This window comes from Flavobacterium ovatum (assembly GCF_040703125.1).
Classification (GTDB): domain Bacteria; phylum Bacteroidota; class Bacteroidia; order Flavobacteriales; family Flavobacteriaceae; genus Flavobacterium; species Flavobacterium ovatum.
The window spans coordinates 2,969,402-2,992,186 of sequence record NZ_CP160035.1 but is presented as its reverse complement, the minus strand read 5'-3'; the positions used below and the strand labels follow the sequence as shown (position 1 = coordinate 2,992,186).

14 protein-coding genes and 1 tRNA gene are annotated in these 22,785 nt (G+C 32.2%); 5 read left to right on the top strand and 10 right to left on the bottom strand.

The features are described 5' to 3' along the window. Positions 1-119: 119 nt before the first annotated feature. From lon to ABZP37_RS12580, 8 genes are all read right to left on the bottom strand, one after another. Positions 120-2,570 carry an endopeptidase La gene (lon, locus tag ABZP37_RS12615; RefSeq protein WP_366183480.1) on the bottom strand — a complete coding sequence of 817 codons (2,451 nt, stop codon included), beginning with the start codon at positions 2,568-2,570 and terminating at the stop codon, positions 120-122. 177 nt (positions 2,571-2,747) lie between these two features. Continuing rightward, the gene (locus ABZP37_RS12610; RefSeq protein WP_366183479.1) at positions 2,748-4,076 is read right to left on the bottom strand and encodes an MFS transporter; all 1,329 of its coding nucleotides are present in this window, start codon (positions 4,074-4,076) and stop codon (positions 2,748-2,750) included. A 94-nt stretch (positions 4,077-4,170) separates the two neighbouring features. Further along, on the bottom strand, positions 4,171-4,989 hold the full coding sequence (locus ABZP37_RS12605; RefSeq protein ID WP_366183478.1) for a M48 family metallopeptidase: 819 nt from the start codon (positions 4,987-4,989) through the stop codon (positions 4,171-4,173). 90 nt (positions 4,990-5,079) lie between these two features. Further along, positions 5,080-7,479, bottom strand: a complete 2,400-nt coding sequence (locus tag ABZP37_RS12600) for a glycoside hydrolase family 31 protein (protein ID WP_366183477.1) — start codon at positions 7,477-7,479, stop codon at positions 5,080-5,082. Positions 7,480-7,696: 217 nt separating this feature from the next. Next, a complete protein-coding gene (gene glgB / locus ABZP37_RS12595) occupies positions 7,697-9,607 on the bottom strand; it encodes a 1,4-alpha-glucan branching protein GlgB (protein ID WP_366183476.1) in 1,911 nt (636 codons plus the stop codon). Between the two features lie 69 nt (positions 9,608-9,676). Beyond that, positions 9,677-11,611, bottom strand: coding sequence for an alpha-1,4-glucan--maltose-1-phosphate maltosyltransferase (locus ABZP37_RS12590; RefSeq protein WP_366183475.1), 1,935 nt, complete (start codon positions 11,609-11,611; stop codon positions 9,677-9,679). A 56-nt stretch (positions 11,612-11,667) separates the two neighbouring features. Continuing rightward, a complete protein-coding gene (locus ABZP37_RS12585) occupies positions 11,668-12,948 on the bottom strand; it encodes a glucose-1-phosphate adenylyltransferase (RefSeq protein ID WP_366183474.1) in 1,281 nt (426 codons plus the stop codon). A 3-nt stretch (positions 12,949-12,951) separates the two neighbouring features. Continuing rightward, positions 12,952-14,367, bottom strand: a complete 1,416-nt coding sequence (locus ABZP37_RS12580) for a glycogen/starch synthase (RefSeq protein ID WP_366183473.1) — start codon at positions 14,365-14,367, stop codon at positions 12,952-12,954. 527 nt (positions 14,368-14,894) lie between these two features. Between ABZP37_RS12580 and ABZP37_RS12575 the strand changes: the two genes are divergently transcribed. Together ABZP37_RS12575 and msrB are read left to right on the top strand one after the other, a co-directional pair. Beyond that, positions 14,895-15,962 (top strand): HAMP domain-containing sensor histidine kinase, encoded by a 1,068-nt coding sequence (locus ABZP37_RS12575; RefSeq protein WP_366183472.1) that lies wholly within the window; start codon positions 14,895-14,897, stop codon positions 15,960-15,962. 29 nt (positions 15,963-15,991) lie between these two features. Next, positions 15,992-16,381, top strand: coding sequence for a peptide-methionine (R)-S-oxide reductase MsrB (msrB, locus tag ABZP37_RS12570; protein WP_366183471.1), 390 nt, complete (start codon positions 15,992-15,994; stop codon positions 16,379-16,381). Positions 16,382-16,427: 46 nt separating this feature from the next. On the opposite strand, the gene ABZP37_RS12565 is transcribed toward msrB, so the two are convergent. Continuing rightward, a tRNA-Val gene (locus ABZP37_RS12565) sits at positions 16,428-16,502 on the bottom strand. A 208-nt stretch (positions 16,503-16,710) separates the two neighbouring features. On the opposite strand from ABZP37_RS12565, the gene ABZP37_RS12560 reads away from it, so the two are divergent. Further along, a complete protein-coding gene (locus tag ABZP37_RS12560) occupies positions 16,711-18,501 on the top strand; it encodes an ABC transporter transmembrane domain-containing protein (RefSeq protein WP_366183470.1) in 1,791 nt (596 codons plus the stop codon). Between the two features lie 59 nt (positions 18,502-18,560). Here the strand turns inward: ABZP37_RS12560 and ABZP37_RS12555 are convergent, their stop codons facing one another. After that, positions 18,561-19,730: a proline dehydrogenase family protein gene (locus ABZP37_RS12555; RefSeq protein WP_366183469.1), complete on the bottom strand. Its 1,170-nt coding sequence runs from the start codon at positions 19,728-19,730 to the stop codon at positions 18,561-18,563. Between the two features lie 278 nt (positions 19,731-20,008). Here ABZP37_RS12555 and aroB point away from each other — a divergent pair, with 278 nt between their 5' ends. After that, positions 20,009-21,088 (top strand): 3-dehydroquinate synthase, encoded by a 1,080-nt coding sequence (gene aroB, locus ABZP37_RS12550; RefSeq protein ID WP_366183468.1) that lies wholly within the window; start codon positions 20,009-20,011, stop codon positions 21,086-21,088. Positions 21,089-21,382: 294 nt separating this feature from the next. Continuing rightward, the gene (locus ABZP37_RS12545; protein ID WP_366183467.1) at positions 21,383-22,780 is read left to right on the top strand and encodes an arginine decarboxylase; all 1,398 of its coding nucleotides are present in this window, start codon (positions 21,383-21,385) and stop codon (positions 22,778-22,780) included. Positions 22,781-22,785 lie beyond the last annotated feature (5 nt).

Sequence of the window (22,785 nt, the reverse complement as noted above, 5' to 3'; positions counted from 1 at the left end):
TTATACTATAATTACTTGCTTTTTTATTGAAAATCAAATAATAAAATAAAACCAAAATTAGAAACTTAACTAAAAGCCCTAATTTTGGTTTCAAACACAAACTATAAAACTTTTCTATTTTAAAGGGTTTTAGCGTTTTTTACTTTTTGATTGGTAATTGCAATCTCCAACACTTCGTACATTTCTTTAACATAGTGAAAGGTCAAACCCTCAATATATTCTGGTTTAATTTCATCAATGTCACTTTTATTTTCATGACAAAGGATAATTTCTTTAATATTTGCTCTTTTGGCAGCCAAAATCTTTTCTTTGATTCCTCCTACTGGAAGCACTTTTCCTCTCAGTGTAATCTCACCGGTCATAGCAATATTTTTCTTCACTCTTTTTTGAGTAAACAAAGAAACTATTGAAGTCAACATTGCTATTCCAGCACTTGGTCCATCCTTAGGAGTCGCTCCTTCAGGCACGTGAATATGGATGTTATATTTTGTTAGAATCTCAGGATTTAATCCTAGTAATTCGGTATTTGCTTTAATATACTCTAATGCAATCGTAGCCGATTCTTTCATTACAGTGCCTAAGTTCCCTGTAATTGTCATCCCCCCTTTTCCTGGAGAAATTAAAGATTCAATAAATAAAATATCACCGCCTACACTCGTCCAAGCTAGACCAGTTACAACACCTGCAACATCATTTGTCTCGTATTTATCTCTTTCTAATCGCGCCACGCCTAAAACCTGAATAATATCAGCATCTGTGACTTTTTTATTGTACTCTTCCTCCATCGCTACTGACTTGGCAGCATTACGTATCACTTGGGCGATTTTAGCTTCCAAACCACGAACTCCTGATTCACGTGTATAACCTTCTACGATTTTTTCCAATTGTTTTTTTCCAATAGTCAAATCTTTGGAAGTAAGTCCGTGTTCTTTTAACTGTCTCGGAAACAAATGTTGCTTCGCTATTTCAACTTTTTCTTCAATAGTATATCCCGACATTTTAATGACTTCCATACGGTCTTTCAAAGCTGGTTGAATTGCCGCCATATTGTTGGAAGTAGCAATAAACATGACCTTTGATAAATCATATCCTAACTCCACAAAATTATCATAAAATGAATTGTTCTGTTCCGGATCTAAAACCTCCAATAAAGCAGAGGAAGGATCTCCTTGATTACTATTAGATAATTTATCTATTTCATCCAAAACAAAAACTGGATTTGAAGTTCCTGCTTTTTTTAAACTTTGAATAATACGACCTGGCATAGCTCCAATATAGGTTTTTCTATGACCACGAATCTCAGCTTCATCACGCAGCCCCCCTAGAGAAATACGTACATACTCTCTTCCTAAAGCCTCTGCAACGGAACGACCTATTGAGGTTTTACCTACACCTGGAGGTCCTGTCAAGCAGATGATAGGCGATTTCATATCATTTCGCAATTTTAAAACTGCCAAATGCTCTATCATTCTTTTCTTAACATCTTCCAAGCCAAAATGATCTCTATCTAAAATTTTTTGCGCACGTTTTAAGTCAAAATTATCTTTTGAATACTCATTCCAAGGCAATTCCAATAATAACTCTAGATAATTTCTTTGAATTCCAAAATCAGGAGCCTGAGGGTTCATACGTCTCATTTTAGATAATTCTTTTTCAAAATGTTGTTGGCATTTTTCATCCCATTTTTTAGTTTTTGACTTCACCAACATCTCATCCATTTCTTCTTCTTGTGAAACACCACCCAATTCTTCTTGAATGGTTTTCATTTGTTGATGAAGAAAATATTCTCTTTGTTGTTGATCTAAATCAAAACGTACTTTAGATTGAATATCATTCTTGAGTTCTAATTTTTGTAGCTCAAGATTCATGTATTTTAAAGTTTCTAAAGCTCTGTCTTTTAAATTATTAATAGCTAACAATTCTTGTTTTTCTTTAACTGATAGATTCAGATTTGAAGTTACAAAATTGATTAAGAAAGACTGACTTTCAATATTCTTAATCGCAAAAGTTGCTTCGCTTGGAATATTAGGGCTTTCTTTTATAATTTCAATTGCCACATCTTTAACCGTATCCAAAATTGCTAAGAATTCTGTGTTTTTACCCTTCGGTTTTTTTTCAATAATGTCCTTGATAGTAGCAGTCATATAAGGCTCTTCAGAAATAACTTCTGTTATTTCGAATCGCTTTTTCCCTTGCAAAATTACTGTAGTGTTTCCATCAGGCATTTTTAAAACACGTAAAATTCGGGCAACGGTACCTATCTTATGGATATCATTTTTATTAGGCTCTTCTACCTCTTCGTCGATTTGAGCTACAACTCCAATAATTTTTCCAACTGCATTGGCATCATCAATCAATTTGATTGATTTATCACGGCCAGCAGTTATTGGGATAACAACACCCGGAAACAAAACCATATTTCGTAACGGAAGAATTGGTATTGTTTCAGGTAAAACTTCATTCATCATTTCCTCCTCGTCCTCGGGAGTCAATAATGGGATTAATTCCGCTTGTGAATCAATTTCCTGAAGTGACAGATTGTCAATAGTACTTATTTTATGATTTGACATAATTGTATTTAAGTCATTTTGTCACCAAACAAAACGTCGTTTAATGACAAAGTTAATATATAGTGTAATTTATTTAACTGGAAATCAAATACTAACGTATTATTATATTAATATTTTTAATATAAAAAACAATCATTATGCCATAATACCATAACGATTGCCTACTGCGTTTTAAATTTAAACTATTAATTCTGATTTTTTAGGAATCTTATATAATAATAAGACTCCAGTTATGAAAAATACAGCTAAAAATACAATTGCAAATCTAGGACTTCCTGTGATTTGGTCAATTAACCCATACACTAGCATCCCTATAACAATTCCAATTTTCTCAGCAACGTCATAAAAACTAAAAAAGGATGCAGTATCCTCTGTTTCTGGTAATAATTTTGAATAAGTTGAGCGCGACAAAGATTGAACTCCACCCATAACGAGTCCTGCATAAATTGCCATGATATAAAAATGCATAGGCAAAGTTATAAAATAAGCGAGCATACAAAATAGTACCCAAGCGATATTTATAACAATTAAGGTTGGAATATTCCCCCATCTTCCTGAAGCTTTCGAAGTCAAAATTGCGCCTAAAACCGCTACCAATTGTATCAACAAAATACAGATTATCAATCCAATGGTACTTTCTTCTTTTGATGACCATTGAATTTCTTGAGCACCAAAGTAAGTTGCGACCAACATTACGGTTTGTACCGCCATACTATAAACAAAAAAGCTTTTTAAATACATTTTCAATCGAATATTATCCGAAAGTAAATGCCAAACTTTTTTAAGCTCTTTAAAGCCATTAAAGAAAATTGCTTTGGTGATTTTTTTTTGTGATTCTTTATTTCCCTTCGGTAAATAATAATAGGAATATTGACTAAATATTATCCACCAAACACCAACCATTACAAATGAATACCGCATTGCTTTCATTGCAGCTTCTCCCTCTGTTCCTGATATTCCAAAAAACTTTGGCTTCATAATCATTGCTAGATTGATTACCAATAACAAAACACTACCAATGTATCCTAATGAATATCCTTTGGCACTTATCTTGTCTTGTTGTTCTGGAAAAGCAATATCTGGAAGATAGGAGTTATAAAATACCAAACTCCCCCAATAGCCAATTAATCCTAAAAAATAAAATACTAAGCTGGAGTATATGTTTTCTAATTCAAACCAATATAATCCCATACATGAAAAAGCTCCCAAATAACAAAAAAACTTCATAAATGTCTTTTTATTACCCACATAATCCGCTATACCAGATAACAACGGAGAAATAAACGAAACCACCAAAAATGCTATGGCCGTAACAAAACTAATTAAAGCAGAGTTTTTTAAATGTAGTCCAAAAACATCAATATAATGATTACCTTCTGTAAACAGCGCATCATAAAAAATAGGAAAAATAGCCGATGCAATAGTAAGTGTGTAAACGGAATTTGCCCAATCGTAAAATGCCCAAGCATTTAGTAATTTCTTATCTCCTTTTTGTAAAATTGACATATTGCTTCTTTTATTTAGATAATTCTTATATTTACTATTGTTGTACAAAAAAAGCCAATTCTTTCGAATTGGCTCTATAACTTTTAATTTTTTTTTATTTAAAATTAACTCCAAATTTAGCAGCAATTGCTTTTGCTTCTGGTACCATAGCTTTAAGGTTTGCAATCCTAGTAGCATCAGAAGGGTGCGTGCTTAGCATTTCTGCTGGAGCTTGACCTCCTGAATTAGCTGACATTCTAGTCCAAAAATCAATGGATTCTTCTGGATTATAACCCGCAATAGCCATTAATACTAATCCAATTTTATCAGCTTCTGTTTCATGACTACGACTAAACGGCAACATACCTCCTACTTGAGATCCAATACCGTAATATTGTTGCCACATTTGCTGTTTTTCGGCACTTTGACCTCCTGTAGCAACTGCAACACCAACTGCGCCAAGTGATTGAATTTGTGAAGCACTCATACGTTGTGCTCCATGATTAGCCAAAGCATGAGAAACTTCGTGACCCATAACAGTTGCTAGTCCTGCATCATTTTTAGCAATAGGCATAATCCCTGAATAGACAACTATTTTACCTCCTGGCATACACCAAGCATTAATATCTTTGCTTTCGACTAATTTATATTCCCAACGATAATCTTTTAAGTATTCAGTCTGTCCCAAAGAAGCTAAATACCTTTCGGCTGCTCCTTTTATTCTAACACCTACATTTTCTACTCTTCTTGCATCTGTTGTACCCGAAATGACTTTGTTTTCTTTTAAGAATTCACCGTATTGTTGAAAAGCTGAAGGAAAAAGCTCACTATTCGAAACAAAATTTAACGTTTTCTTTCCTGTGAGTGGATTAGTTGCACACGAGAATAATAATCCTAATGAGCAAATTCCTATTAATAGTGAATGTTTTTTCATGATATTTATTTTTATTTTAACAAAAATACGACAATAATGGATATTCTATTTGCAAAATTAAACTCAAATGTTTCAATATTGTTATTTTTCTTATTCCCCAATAATATGCAATACATTAAACTCCTTAGGCACAATCAGATAATTTTCTTTTACTAATGTTTTTTTTTCAAAAACTATCTTTTCATTGTTAATTTCAATATTTTTCACTTTAAAAGGCAAACCAATTAAGTTAATTTTATATTTAGAATAATTTGTTTCGTATTTCCCGTCTTTATGCAACTGAATTATTAATTCGTTCTCCTTACCTGTAACCTGAAAAGACAAGAAACTGAATCGTCCTTTTTTGTAATCATACCCATCTTGAGCATCTTCATAAACTACAGATTTTTCAACTCCTTCTTTATAATATAAGTCTAGAGTTAATTCGTCAAAATCTAATTCACCCACATATTGTTGCACAGGATATTTTGGAATAATGGCACCTGCTTTTACAAAAATAGGGATTTCATCAAATTTTGAATCTACCCACTTTTCTTTCCCTCCTTTTAACAAAGAATTAGTCCAATAATTATACCACTGACCTCTAGGGACATACATTCTCCTACCTAAAGAATTAGGTTCTAAAATTGGACAAACCAAAATCTGATTACCAAAAATAAATTCGTCATTACGATAATGTGTTTGTATATCTTCTTGATCAAAATAAACCAAAGGTTTCAACATCGGAATTCCATCTTCAATATATTGCCAGAACATAGTATATAGATATGGGAGTAATTGGTAACGGAGATTTATAAATTTTCGTGTAATATCGACTACTTCTTCGTCAAATGCCCAAGGTTCTTGGTTTCCGTGATCACCGGAAGAATGCGTTCTACAAAATGGATGAAATACTCCCAATTGAATCCAACGAGCGTATAATTCACCCGTAGGTTGTTCTGCAAATCCTCCTATATCAGAACCTGTGAATCCCATTCCTGAAATATTTAGACGTTGAACTTGAATGTTAGCTAACCATAAATGCTCCCAAGTGGCGACATTATCACCTGTCCATGACGAAGTATAACGTTGTGCTCCAGAATAGGCTGAACGCGTAATCACAAAAGGTCGTTTTGGGTAAGCAAATTTCTTCATACCATGATAAGTTGCTCTTGCCATTTGCGTACCATAAATATTATGCGCTTTCCTGTGACTACATGGATTACCATCATAATCATGCCGAACATCCATTGGGAATGTTTTATTAGGGACTTCCATAACGGCAGGTTCATTCATATCATTCCAAACTCCTTTTACTCCTATATCTGCAACTAATTCTTTAAATAATCCTGCCCACCACTCTCTAACCTCAGGATTTGTATAGTCTGGAAAATTACATTCTCCGGGCCACACTTTTCCTTTCATATAAGGACCATCGGCTCTTTTACAAAAATAATCTTTAGCCAGCGCTTCTTGATAAACTGAATATTCCTTGTCTATTTTTATACCAGGGTCAATGATAACTACTGTTTTAAAACCGTCAGCGGCTAATTCTGAAACCATTCGTTTTGGATCTGGAAAATATTCTTTGTTCCAAGTAAAACACCTAAAACCGTCCATGTAATCAATATCCAAATAGATAGCATCACATGGAATTTTAAGTTCTCTAAATTTTGCTGTTACTTCTTTGACATTACTCTCTGGATAATAGCTCCATTTACATTGGTGAAAGCCTAAAGTCCACAAAGGCGGTAATTCTGGTTTCCCTGTTAAATCAGTATAGGAAACCACAACGTCTTGCATTTTAGGCCCATAAATAAAATAGTAGTTCATTTCCCCTCCTTCAGCCCAAAAACTAGTCACATTTCTTCGATCATGACAAAAGTCAAAATTTGTTCTAAAAGTATTGTCAAAGAATATCCCGTATGATTGTTTATTGTGTAATCCAATATAAAATGGAACTACTTTGTAAAGCGGCTCTTGGTCTTTTTGATATGCATATTGATCTGTGGCAAAGTTTTCTAATCTCTTTCCTTTTAGATTCATTTGAGTCGCTTTATCCCCAAGTCCGTAGAAAGATTCTCCATCCCTGGAAGCTTTACTCATCTTAACTATGTTTCCACCAAACTCGTAACTTTCTTCCCAGTGAAAACCCAACTCATCCTCTAAAATAACTTTTCCTTCAATATCTAAAATAGAAATTCGAAGATCATCTTTTTGGATTTTACAAATAACTTTACTTGTTTTAATCTGAAAGTAAGTTGCTTTTTCATCAACTTCAAGAAAATTATACCCATGGGAATGATTTTCATCTATTGCATATGAAAAATCATTACTAAAATATCCTTTGGTGGTATACCTAAAACGTAACATGCTATCTCTTAATATTGTAACTTTTAGAATAACACTATTATTGGTGTAAAAATAAACAGAATCTACTTCGTGTTCATGGGAAATTATTTTTGATGGATATAAATCCCCCTTATATTCTAGTTCTGTATTTGTAATCATATACTAATTATTTTAAGACTCTTATTGTAAGGTTCAAATTTACAAATATTCTCAGTTACCTCACTTTAATTAAAGGCTTTATTGGTAAAAATAGTATCATTAATTAATGATGTAAAACAAAAATATCATATCACCATTTATTAATTAAAATAAGTAGTGATACGATAAAGATGTTATAATTAAACTGAGTTCAAATAATCAAACGAATCAAGTTTGTTTATTTTGAAATTTTATAAGCAATTACTGCTAATGGTGGTAATGTTACTGCTGCTGAAAAATCTCTACCGTCGTAAGGAGAAGATTCAATCGTAATTTTATTTGGATTAACCATACCACTACCACCGTAAATCACATCATCACTATTGAAAATTTCAGTCAATTTTCCTTTTCTAGGTAAACCAATTCTATAATTTTCTCTAACCACTTGTGTGAAATTACAAACTACTATGACACTATCTTTTGGATTATTTCCATTTCGGATATAAGACATCACCGCATTTTGATGGTCTGAATAATTGATCCATTCAAATCCTTCTGGACTAAATTGCTTTTCATGCAATGCAGGTTCCGATCTATATAAACCATTCAAATCAGTAACAACTTTTTTAATCCCCTCATGGAACGGATATTGTAATAAATGCCAATCTAAACTTTCCTCAAAATTCCATTCCGCGCTTTGACCAAATTCAGACCCCATGAACAATAATTTTGTACCAGGGTGTGTAAACATATAGCCATAAAGTAATCTCAGGTTGGCAAATTTCTGCCATTCATCACCGGGCATTCTTCCAGCAATTGAATGTTTACCATACACCACTTCATCATGTGAAAGAGGCAACATGAAATTTTCAGTAAAAGCATAGGTCATAGAAAAAGTCAAGTCATTCTGGTGGTATTTTCTATAAACCGTCTCTTTTTGGAAATAGTCTAAAGTATCATGCATCCAACCCATCATCCATTTCATTCCAAAACCTAATCCACCTACAAATGTAGGCCTAGAAACCATTGGAAACGAAGTGCTTTCTTCTGCAATTGTTTGAACTCCTTCAAAATTAGAATAAACGGCTTCATTAAACTCTTTTAAGAAACTGATGGTGTCTAGATTCTCTCTACCACCAAATTCATTTGGCTCCCACTCTCCTTCTTCTCTAGAATAATCTAAATACAACATAGATGCAACTGCGTCTACACGTAGGGAATCAACATGGTAATGTTGCAACCAAAAGATAGCATTACTAATTAAGAACGAGCGAACTTCGTTACGTCCATAGTTAAATACCAAACTTTTCCAATCAGGATGATATCCTTTTCTACGATCGGGATGTTCGTATAGATTTGATCCGTCAAAAAATCCTAAACCGTGAGCATCATCAGGAAAATGAGAAGGAACCCAATCCATAATAACTCCAATTCCAGCCTGGTGTAATTTATCAACCAAAACCATGAATTCTTGTGGATTCCCAAAACGAGAAGTTGGCGCAAAATAACCAACCAATTGGTAACCCCATGATGGATCATAAGGATATTCCATTACTGGCATAAATTCTATGTGTGTAAAACCTGTTTCTTTAACGTAATCCACTAAATCCTCAGCAAATTCTAAATAAGTTAAAAAACGATTCTCTTTGCCATGACGTTTCCAAGATCCTAAATGAACTTCATAAACTGAGTAAGGCTTATCTAGACCATTGTGGTCTTTTCTGGTTTTCATCCATTTGGAATCATCCCATTTGTAGTCTAAATCCCAAACTACAGAAGCCGTATGTGGTGGTTTTTCACAATAAAAAGCAAAAGGATCTGCTTTTTCGGTAATAATTCCGCCGTTATCAGATTGTATTTTATATTTATAGGTTGTTCCTTTTCCAATATTGGGAATAAATCCTTCCCAAATTCCAGAGGAATCCCAGCGTACTTGTAATTGGTGTTCTCCTTGAATCCAGTAATTAAAATCACCAACAACTGAAACTGAGCGAGCGGTAGGTGCCCAAACAGCGAAATAAACTCCTTTTACTCCGTCCACTTCAATAAGATGTGCACCTAATTTTTCATATAATCTGAAATGCTTTCCAGCTTTAAATAAATCTATATCAAAATCGGTAAAAAGAGAATGTGTTTGTACTTTATTCATTTTTTTTGGTTTATTTTTCTTAAACGTTACTACTTTTTAGAAGTAATGTCATCGTTATTAATAGCTTGACTATTGTTGAATTTTGAACAAATGAAAAGGTAAATCTGGGCTTATATCTACATAATTCCACTCCTTATCCCAAAGATAACTATTCCCTGTAATCAAATCAACGATGTGTACAGGATTAATTCCTAATTTATCAATAGGAAGTCTCACCGACCCTTGTTGTGAATTTGAAGAATCTAAATTGACAACCATCAACGTTTTATTTTGTAAATCATCATCATACTTGTAATAAGCCATAATATTCTCATTATTAGTATCACAAAAAATAATGTTATTGGTTTGCTGTAATGAAGCTTGTTCTTTACGAATTTGGTTGATTTTGGTAATCAATCGAGTTATCTTATTCTGTATCGTCCAATCCCATTTGTAAACCTCATATTTCTCAGAATTTAGATATTCTTCTTTCCCATGAGCCATTGGTTCAGAAACTCTGTATTCAAATACAGGCCCATATATCCCAACACTAGAACTTAAGGTTGCAGCAAGGAAATACTTTTGTAAATGCATTGACTCACTTCCGCTTTGCAATGCAAAAGGATTGATGTCAGGAGTATTTGGCCAAAAGTTAGGACGATAAAACTCTTTTTGTTCTGATTGTGTTAACTCTGTAACATATTCTGTTAGCTCCGCTTTTGAATTTCTCCAAGTAAAATAAGTATAAGATTGACTAAAGCCTTGTTTAGCCAACTCATTCATAATTTTAGGACGCGTAAAAGCTTCGGCTAAAAAGAGAACATCTGGATGTTTTTTCTTGATTTCACCTATCAACCATCCCCAGAAGTAAAAGGGTTTAGTATGCGGATTATCAACTCTAAATATTTTTATATTACAATCTTCAATCCAAAATAAAGCCACGTCCAATAATTCTTTCCATAAATTTTTCCAGTCGGAACTTTCAAAATAAATAGGTTGAATATCTTGGTATTTTTTTGGTGGATTTTCAGCATATTGTACCGTTCCATCAGGTCTCCATTTGAACCATTGTGGAAAATCTTTCACATATGGATGATCTGGAGCTGCTTGCAAAGCATAATCCATAGCTACCTCAATTCCCCAATCTTGTGCTTTTTTGACTAATTGTTTGAAATCATCTATAGACCCCAATTCAGGGTGCGTAGATTTATGGCCGCCTTTAGCAGATCCAATTCCCCAAGGGGAACCCACATCACCATCTTCTGCATTAGTAGCATTGTTTTTACCTTTTCTATTCACTTCTCCTATAGGATGAATCGGTGGGAAATACAAAGTATCAAATCCCATCTGAGCTACTCTGGGTAGTAATCTTTCACAGTCTTTGAATGTTCCATGCTTACCATCTTCTTCTGAAGCGGAACGTGGAAAAAACTCATACCAAGTACTAAATAATGCTTTTTTACGATCTACATATACTTTCAGTTCTTGTGATTGATTAGCTAATAAACGACTTGGGTATTTTTTGAAAATTTGTGTTAATCTCTCGGAAGTAACTTCAGGAATCGCCTGATTATACTCAGATTCTGTTTTTAATAAATATTCAAGATGTCCCAAATATCCTCTTTCATCATGTGTTGCCATCTCAAGAATCGCATTTACATATTCTGCTCCTTCTAGCAATTCTGACTTTACATATTGATTGTCTTGGATTTTTCGATCTGTACCATGTTGCCAGTTTAGAGCATAATCTACCCAACTTTGAACAAAATAACTATAGTTTCCTTGTTTTTCGACTTTAAAATCCGCGTACCATTCATCATTATGAGTAGGAATCATTCGTACTTCTTGCCAATTATCTTCATTCTCGTGTTTGTATTTCACACAAGCCTCAATAACGTCATGGCCATCTGCAAAAACAGCCGCAGTTACGCGTACTGTTTGACCAACAATTCTCTTTATTGCGAATGCTCCACCGTCTAATTGAGGTGAAACATTTTCTATTACTATTCTGGTTTGATTCTGCATTTTATAAATTTATATCTAGTCTAATTTTATAATTTATTTTTGGAGATAAAGGAATATTACTTAATAATAAAATTATCTGGTATTGTAACTCCTTTTTTAATTACTACAATTCCTTGTTTAATACAATACAATTCATTTGTAGTATTCTCCAAGTGATCACCACCACTGATGTAAACATCATTTCCTATGCGACTATTTTTATCAATCAAAGCATTTTTGATAAAACATCTTTCACCAATACCGACTAGCGTAGTATTATTGTTTTTATCATTTTCCATTTCCTCTATACTTTGATAAATATCGCTACCCATAACATAACAATTTTGTATCACAGTATCTTTACCGATTCTAGAACGAATTCCGATAACCGATTTTGTAATTTCTTTAGCATTCAAAATACAACCTTCAGAAATCAACGAACGATCAAGTTTTGTATTTTGAAATTTTGAAGGAGGCAACATCCTTGGTCTTGTGTAAATTTTATTATCATTGTCAAATAAATTAAATTGAGGAACATCATCTGTCAAACCAATATTTGCTTCAAAGAAAGAATCAATATTACCAATATCTGTCCAATACCCTTCGTATTGGTAACTCAGTACTTTATTTGTTAGTACTGCTTGAGGGATAATTTCTTTTCCAAAATCTTTGGTTTCTTGATTAGCCATCAAATCTACCAACAGCTGTCTGTTGAAAATATAAATCCCCATAGAAGCCAAATAATGTTTGCCTTCAGACTTCATTTGATCACTTACATCAGATGTCCAGTCTGGCAATAATTCTTTAGCTGGTTTTTCGATAAAAGATTCAATAAAACTATCACTATTAGTTTTTAATATACCAAATTCTGGTGCATCTTTATCATTTACAGGTAAAGTAGCTATGGAGATATCAGCGTCTTTTTTGATATGTTCTTCAATCATTTCATTCAAATCCATTTGATATAATTGATCTCCAGAAAGAATTAGAGCATAATCAAAATCATGATTTAAAAAATGAGGCATACATTGACGTACAGCATCTGCAGTACCTTGAAACCAATTTGGGTTGTCTACAGTTTGTTCTGCAGCAAGAATATCTACGAAAGCTTGACTAAAAGCACTAAAAACATAGGTGTTTTTGATATGTTTATTCAACGAAGCCGAATTAAATTGTGTCAATACAAACATTCTATAAATGTCTGAATTCATACAATTAGAAATTGGAATGTCAACTAATCTATATTTACCTCCTATCGGCACAGCAGGCTTCGACCTCGTTTCAGTTAAAGGATACAACCTTGAACCTTGACCACCACCTAGAATAATTGCAATCACATTTTTCTTTTTCGCTTTCATCTTTTATTTTATTATTAAATTATACATTTTTAAATATTCTTGATATGCATTTTCCCAGGAATAATCGAGCATCATTCCTGATTTTATAATTGAATTTACTTTTTCTTGGTCTTTATACAATATTACAGCTCTACCAATAGCTATTTCAATATCAGTTACAGTTGCTTGATCAAAACATATTCCACAACCATCTTCACTAATATCTACAACAGTATCTTTTAAGCCTCCAGTACTTCTTACTACAGGAATTGCACCATAACGATAAGCATACATTTGATTTAACCCACATGATTCCATACGAGAAGGTATTAGTAGGAAGTCCGAACCAGCATAAATCAAATGTGCTAAATCTTCATTAAAGCCAATGTAAACATTGTAATTTCCTTTAAATTCAGTTAATAACTTGCTTAATTGATCTTCAATTTCTTTATTTCCTGAGCCCAATATAAGAATATTAATTTTTCTAGCGTTTTCCTTTGTTGTTTTTTTTAAAAATTCACACAACAAGTCTATTCCTTTTTCTTCAAATAGCCTTCCTACAAAACTAAAAAGTGGTTTATTTGGATCTAAATCAAATAAATCACATAATTTTTCTTTATTTTTTTGCTTCCCAATGTGATGATTTTTAATCGAATAATTAAATTCTATCTTACTATCATTTTCAGGATTCCAAGTTTCATTGTCAATTCCGTTCAATATTCCTTTGGATTTGTAGCGAACTTGATTGAATAAAATTTCTAATCCATTTCCTGAATCATTTATTTCATTCAAATAATTGGGCGAAACTGTAGTAATAGCTCTAGCACATTTTAATCCTACAGCAAGTGAGTTAATACAACCACCCCATTCTAAAATATGAGTTTTATACAAATCATAATCTGGAAAATAGTTGAGTTTATCAAAACCAAATTGTCCTTGATACAAGGCATTATGTACAATCAATAATGTTGGAATTTCTTTAAGCTTTTCATATTGCCTACCATAAGTCATCATAAACGGAATAAGCGATGTATGATGGTCATGACAATTAATAACTTCAGGGAGTTCCTTACGAGTAGCTAACCAATCTAAAAAGGCTTTTTGAAAAGCTAAAAATCGTTCTATATCATCTTTATACCCATAAATATCAGCCCTGTCAAAAAGTTCGGGAATAGCTATAAGGTATAAGTCAAAACCTAAATCATTATTAATTCCTTTAAGTACACTAAAAGGGAAATGGAATTGCCCTAATTGTACTTGTGACCAAAAGACAGTTTCAAATTCATTTTTTTGGATAAATTCCGTTTCATAACAAGGAATGACCACTTTTACTGAATGCCCTCTCTTATATTGGTAATTTGATAAAACACCTACTACATCCGCTAAGCCTCCTACTTTCGCGACAGGATAACATTCCGCACTTATATGAATTATTTCCATTTCAACAGTTTAATACAATTCATATCAATAATAAAAAATTAAAAGATCTCAGTATGCAAATGTTAATATCTCAAATGGTTAATAAAATTACCACTATTATCTTTTTTTAAATTTAGTGAAAAATTAAGAAAACAAAAACTAAATAATAATTTTAATAAATAATCAAAAAACAGTCGTAATCATTTGAAAATTGTACGAATCACACCTATTTATATCAAAATAATCTACATTTTATTATAATTATAGACAAAATAGAAGATGTTTACCGTTCTCACATTCTCTTAAAACAAAGAATGTTTTTGAAAAATATTCAAGAAACGGACTTTAATCTTTAAATAATAAAATTAAATAGGTTGAAAAGGAGATTTAAGTAACCTGGAAACTTATCTGTTAAATGGTTTTAATGTTATCCAAATTATCTTGGAAGACCTATTTGTATAACGTACTTTTGTCTAAAAAATTAATATAAAAGCATAACAAATAATAATTAGTATCGTTTTTATACAGAATATCAAACTTAATGATTTATGGTAATTTTAAAATTTATTAAAAACAATCGGACTATAAACACAGTACTTGCTGTAATTTTTATTTTAACAATTGGAGTTATAGATTATAATACTGGTACAGAAATGGCATTCTCGTTGTTTTATATAGGGCCAATTGTACTACTGTCATTACATAACAAAGTTCAAATTCAAGAAATATTCCTATGTGCAACAATTGCGGCTATTTCTTGGTCATATTCTGAGTATTCAAATGTTATATTATCTCATGTTTTTTTTCCAATTTGGAATTCATTTGTTCGTTTTGCCATTTATCTTACCATAGGTTTATTATTTTTTAGATTTAAAGAAAAAGAAAGAAAAATTCGGTTAGTCAATAAAAAACTAAATGAATTGAACCTTGAGAAAAATAAATTCATTGGTATTGCCGCTCATGATTTAGCTAATCCAATTGCTTCAATTTACGCCTTTTCTGATTTATTAATCGAAAACAAACTAGAAAATACTGAAGAAGACATTAACGAAGGCTTACAAATCATTAAAGATTTAAGCTCAAATACTCTGGGAGTTTTAAAGAATTTATTAAATGTTTCTGTAATTGAATCAGGGAAAATAGATTTAAAAATTGAAACACACAATTATATTGATTTTATAAAAAAACAGATAATTTACAACCAAATAATAGCTAAAAACAAAAGTATCAATATTCATCTTGAGACTGATTCACAATTAGCTATATTGCTGTTTGATGATCATTATTTGAGTGAAGTAACTAGTAATTTGCTTTCTAATGCTATTAAGTTTTCTTATTCTGGAGGTAAAATCATTGTAAAAGTATCTCAAAAAGAAGGCTTTATAGTAACCGAAATTATCGATCAAGGCAAAGGAATACCTCAAAATGAACAGGAAAAATTATTTTATTATTTTCAAAAATCAAGTACCCAGCCAACGCAAGGCGAAAGCAGTACAGGTCTTGGCTTAGCGATTGCAAAACAAATTGTAGATTTACACAAAGGTTCAATTGGTTTAAAAAGCACTTTAAATGAGGGTTCTAATTTTTATTTTAAGCTACCAATAAAAACCGTTTAATTTATTTTTCACCATTAAATTTGAATACAATGAAATATCCAATTGAAAAAACAGAAGCCGAATGGAAAGAACAATTAGGCGAAGAAAGATATCGAATTTTACGACAAAAAGGTACGGAATACGCTCACACAGGAGCTTATAACTCCCATTACGAAAAGGGTATCTATTGTTGTGGCGCTTGTGGAGAGCAATTATTCGAAAGTGACTCAAAATTTGATGCGCATTGCGGTTGGCCATCATTTGATGAAGCTATACCAGGAAAAGTAAAAAATGTGCTTGACAAAACACACGGTATGATTCGGACTGAAATCGTGTGTACCAATTGTGGTGGACATCTAGGTCACGTTTTTAATGATGGCCCTACTCCAACTGGTGAACGCTTTTGCGTAAACTCGTTATCGATTGATTTTAAGGAATAACAAATTAGCGCAAAAAAAAACTCCAACATTTCTGTTGAAGTTTTTGTGGGCGATGAGGGGTTCGAACCCCCGACCCCCTCGGTGTAAACGAGGTGCTCTGAACCAGCTGAGCTAATCGCCCTGTTTTACTAGGTCGCTATCATTGTGTGATTGCGTGTGCAAATATAACACTAGATTTTGTATTTGCAACTGTTTTTTAAAAATAAATGAATAAAAAAACAACCTTTTTTCCTTTGTTGCTCAATAACAACAAATTAAGAAAATCATAAGAGAATAGTTTTTTTTGTACTAACTATATTATAGTACATTTGTAACAAAAAAATAACTCAATGGCTCGTTTTAAAGAAAATGATTTACCCAAAGCGAAATTAAATTCAAGTTCTCTCCACAAAGCATTACGAATTTTTAAATACTCCAAAAATCAAAAATGGAAATTTTTTGTTGGTTTGGTCTTTTTATTATTAACCAGCGCTACTGCCCTAGCCTTTCCTAAACTAATGGGAATGCTTGTAGACTGTGTCTCTAATAAAGATTTAAATAAAGCTAACGAAATAGCATTGGCTTTAATGGGGATTTTAGTTCTTCAAGCTGTTTTTTCGTTTTTCAGAATTTCGTTATTTGTCAACTTTACTGAAAACACTTTATCGAATATCCGTTTTGCATTGTATGAAAACCTAATAAAACTCCCCATGTCGTTTTTCTCTCAAAAACGTGTGGGCGAATTGAACAGCCGCATCAGTGCAGATATTTCACAATTACAAGATACACTTACCACAACTATAGCTGAATTTTTACGCCAATTCATTTTGATTATTGGTGGATTCATTATTTTAGGAAGCATTAGCCCTAACCTAACAATTATGATGCTTTGCATTGTTCCTGTAGTGGCAGTTGCTGCGGTTATTTTCGGTAGATTCATTCGCAAGTATGGCAAAATGACTCAAGATAAAGTAGCCGAAAGCCAAGTAATTGTTGAAGAAACCTTACAAGGGATTACGAATGTAAAATCTTTCGCTAATGAATGGTATGAATTGGAACGTTATAAAAACAAAATCAAAGAAATTGTTGCCATTGCCATAAAAGGTGGTCAATACAGAGGTTATTTTGCTTCTTTTATTATTCTTTGCCTCTTTGGTTGTGTGGTTGCTGTAGTTTGGTACGGTATCACTTTGACTATTAAAGGGGAAGTTGAAGGTGTGGGTGATTTAATTTCATTTATTTTATATACTACTTTTATCGGTGCTTCTTTTGGTGGAATTGCCGAAATGTATGCACAAATTCAAAAAGCAGTTGGAGCTACTGAACGTGTTTTTGAATTATTAGACGAAACACCTGAAAATATCAACACAAAACCGAATCCTAATCCAGTTGAAAAAATAAAAGGAACGGTTAGTTTTAAGAACGTTGCTTTTAGCTATCCTTCTCGTAAAGAAATTCAGGTTTTAAAAAATGTTAATTTTACTGCTAGTTTTGGACAAAAAATTGCCGTTGTAGGTCCTTCTGGTGCTGGTAAATCAACTATTGCATCCTTGCTATTACGTTTTTATGATATTGAAAGTGGCGCCATTATTATTGATGGCAAGAATATCTATGACTATGACCTTGAAGAATTACGTGGTAATATGAGTATCGTCCCTCAGGATGTGATTCTTTTTGGGGGAACTATCAGAGAAAATATTGCTTATGGAAAGCCAAATGCTACCAATGATGAAATTTTGATTGCTGCCAAACAAGCGAATGCATTTGACTTTGTTGAAGGTTTTCCAGAGAAATTTGAAACAATCGTAGGAGAACGCGGAATTAAACTTTCTGGTGGTCAAAGACAACGTATTGCCATTGCTCGTGCTTTGCTTAAAAACCCTAGTATTTTAATCCTAGACGAAGCTACTTCGTCATTGGACAGTGAAAGCGAAAAACTAGTGCAGGAAGCTTTAGAAATTTTGATGCAAGGAAGAACCAGTATCATAATTGCACACCGACTCTCTACTATTCGTTCTGCAGATCAAATATTAGTATTGGACAACGGAAGAATTTCTGAACAAGGAACACATCAAGAATTAATAAATCTTGAAAATGGAATTTATAAAAATTTAAGTAACTTACAGTTTAGTCATTCTTAAATTTTAATATTTAAAATATAACAGCTCTAATATGTAAAATTATTAGAGCTTTTTTTATACTATTTTTTTTTCCTACGTTCCCGTTCCGTTTTTAATAATCTTAACTCCCTGTTAGTTTGCCCCAATACAGAAGTATTTTCTTCTGCACGCCGAATTAAGTACGGCATAACATCTTTTACAGGGCCAAAAGGTAAATATTTAGCAACATTATAACCTTGTTCTGCTAAATTGTAACTAATATGATCACTCATGCCATATAATTGTCCAAACCAAATTTTAAAATGATTAGACTCAATTCCTTTTTGTTTCATCAATTCTATTAAGAGGTAGCAACTTTGTTCGTTGTGAGTACCTAGGAATAATGACATTTTTGATGAGTTTTCAATCAAAAAAACTAGGGCGTTATTGTAATTATGGTCCGTGATTTCTTTTGTAACACAAATGGGTGAAGGATATTTTAATTCCTCGGCTCTATCTCTTTCTTTTTCAAGATACGCTCCACGGACTAATTTAACACCAATATAAAATCCTTCTTCCTCCGAATAATCTCTTAATTTTTTCAAATAATCCAGTCGATCCCAACGGTACATTTGCATCGTATTAAAGATGATGGCTTGTTCTTTGTTGTATTTTCGCATCATTTCCAGAATCAAATCATCAGCAGCATTTTGCATCCAACTCTCTTCAGCATCTATTAACAAGGAAACTCCAGACTCAAAAGCTGTTTTACAAATTAAATCAAAACGTGCCTCTACCCTTTTCCATTCCTCTTGTTCTTGATTAGATAGCATTGTATTGGAGGATACTTTTTCGAACAAAATCAATCTACCAACTCCAGTAGGTTTAAACACAGCAAAGGGAATTGCTAACTTTTCTTTGCCAAAAGCTATCGTCTTTAAAATCATTTGGGTTGCAGATTCAAACTGTGCCTCCTCTTCTTTTCCTTCCACTGAAAAATCTAAGACGGAAGAAACTCCTTTAGTAAACATTTTATCGACCACTTCCAGACAATCTACTTCATTAATTCCACCACAAAAGTGATCAAAAACTGTGGCACGAATCAAGCCTTCAACTGGTAAATGGGCTTTGAGAGCAAAATTAGTAACTGCAGTTCCAATTCTAACTAAAGGCTCATTAGCAATCATTTTAAAAAGAAAATAAGCTCTTTCGAGTTCTGTATCTGTTTTTAATGCAAATGCAACTTCTGTATTTTTAAAAAAATCATCCATTTCATTGAAATTTTAACTAAAAATAACCATTTGTTGGAATATTTCAGTACAATCTTTCTTTTTATATTAAATAAAATTCAAGTATAAATAAAAGTGCTTATTTTTTCAGTTTCGTCCATATAAAATCAAAAAAACCTTAGATTTGCAAAACTTTTTTAGGACAAGCACTTGGTTCTTTTTAATCATAAAAGAAGAAATAAAGCCAACATATCTTTTGATTAAGACAATGTTTACTAAGAATTTAATTTTTATTCGAAATTGCTAATTATATAATAGTTATGTCATTACAAACCAACACAATACAAGCCGTTGACCATCCTATCCACTTTAACGAAAAGGGATATGAAGCTTTAAATTTACATTTAAAAGAAAATAAATATTCTAATTTATTTATCATAGTTGATAGCAATACCAATGAATATTGTTTGCCTAAGTTCCTTCCGCTTGTAGAGACAGATTTAACTATTGAAATAATCGAATTTGAAGCAGGCGAGATCAATAAAAATATTGATACTTGCGTCCAAATTTGGAATGTATTAACAGAGCTAGGTGGGGACAGAAAAACACTTGTCATAAATCTTGGTGGTGGTGTAGTAACTGATCTGGGAGGCTTTGTAGCTTCTACTTTCAAGCGTGGTGTTGATTTCATTAACATTCCTACTACTCTATTATCTATGGTGGATGCTTCAGTAGGTGGTAAAAATGGAGTTGATTTAGGAAACTTGAAAAATCAAATTGGAGTTTTCAACTTGCCTAAAATGGTTATTGTAGATACTGAATATCTTGAAACTGTCCCGCAAAACGAAATGCGTTCGGGTTTAGCCGAAATGCTAAAACATGGATTGATTTACGACAAAAAATACTGGGAACAGTTTTTAGACATAAAAACAATTGATTTTTCACAATTAGACGAATTAATTTTCCGTTCTGTTGAAATCAAAAATGAAATTGTAACCCAAGACCCAACTGAAAAAAACCTTAGGAAAGCTTTGAATTTTGGTCATACTTTAGGTCACGCAATCGAAAGTTACTTTTTGGAAAACGAAAATAAAACTACTTTGCTACACGGTGAAGCAATCGCTGTGGGAATGATTTTGGAAAGTTATATTTCTTTGAACAAAAACTTAATCAATGAGGACGAGTTCAATCAGATAAAAACTACATTAAAATCAATCTATGAAGATATCAGTTTTGAAGAAAAAGACATCGATCCAATCCTAGAATTATTGATTCATGACAAAAAAAATGAATATGGAACAATTCAGTTTGCCTTGATTGACGGTATTGGAAAGATTATCATCAATCAAACAGTTGAAAATGAATTGATTCTTAATGCATTCAACGATTATCAATCTTAATTATTTTTTACCAAAAAGGATTGCATTACGTATATAATATTTTTTACATTTGCCGCAATGAAAACAAATCAAGAACAGAGAAAAAAAAACACTAGTGACCGTCAAAACAATAGATCCTTTTTGAGTTTATTGAAGTGTTTCTACTCTATTAGTGGTAACTTTATTTTTGATATTTTTCAGTATTTAAAAATGGAGAATAAAAAACTTCAGATTATTTATGCCAATATTAGAGTTTGAATTTTAGAATAATTTACAACATAATTAAATCATTCTTTAAAAAAAAATAAACTAAAAATGAATACAAAATATTCAGACTTAATCAATCAAACCTACTATTTCCCACAAGAAGAATTTACTTTAAACAAGGACAATCTTCAATTTCATAACATTGATTTAATGAAATTAGTGGAACAATACGGCACTCCATTAAAATTTACTTATTTACCTCAAATTTCAAATAACATCAATAAAGCGAAAAATTGGTTTCGTAAATCGATGGAAAAAAACAAGTACGAGGCTAAATATTACTATTGCTACTGCACCAAAAGCTCTCACTTTGAATACGTTATGAATGAAGCATTCAAAAATAACATTCATATTGAAACTTCATCCGCTTTTGATATTAATATTGTTGAAAAATTATTACAAAACGGTAAAATCAACAAAAGTACATATGTAATCTGTAATGGTTTTAAAAGAGATCAATATATAGAAAATATTGCAAGACTGATCAATCATGGACATAAAAATACTATTCCAATTATTGATAATTATGAAGAATTAGACTTACTTCAAGCAGAAATTAAAGGGAAATTCAAAATAGGAATTCGTATTGCTGCAGAGGAAGAGCCTAAGTTTGAATTCTACACTTCTAGATTAGGTATTGGATATAAAAATATTGTCACTTTTTATAAAAAACAAATTCAGGATAATCCAAAATTAGAACTGAAAATGTTGCACTTTTTCATTAATACTGGAATAAATGACAATGCGTATTACTGGAACGAATTAGTCAAATGTATCAAAGTCTACATTGCACTTAAGAAAGAATGTCCAGGACTTGATGGATTGAATATTGGAGGTGGTTTCCCTATCAAAAATTCATTGACTTTTGAATATGATTATCAATACATGATTGATGAAATTATCAATCAAATTAAAATAGCTTGTGACGAGGCCGAAGTTGATGTTCCCAATATATTTACAGAGTTTGGTTCGTTTACAGTAGGTGAAAGCGGTGGCGCTATTTATCAAGTTTTGTATCAAAAACAACAAAACGATAGAGAAAAATGGAACATGATCGATTCTTCTTTCATCACCACTTTGCCAGACACTTGGGCAATTAACAAACGTTTTATCATGCTAGCTATAAACCGCTGGAATGATACTTATGAAAGAGTTTTATTAGGAGGTATGACCTGTGATAGTGATGATTATTACAACTCAGAGCAAAACATGAACGCCATCTATTTACCTAAATATAACAAAGAAAAACCACTGTATATTGGTTTTTTCAATACCGGTGCATACCAAGAGACTATTGGTGGTTATGGAGGATTACACCACTGTTTGATTCCTCAACCCAAACATATCTTGATTGACAGAGATGAAAACGGTATTATTGGGACTGAAATTTTTTCTGAGCAACAAACCTCAGATGATGTTCTAAAAATTTTAGGTTACAACAAATAATAATT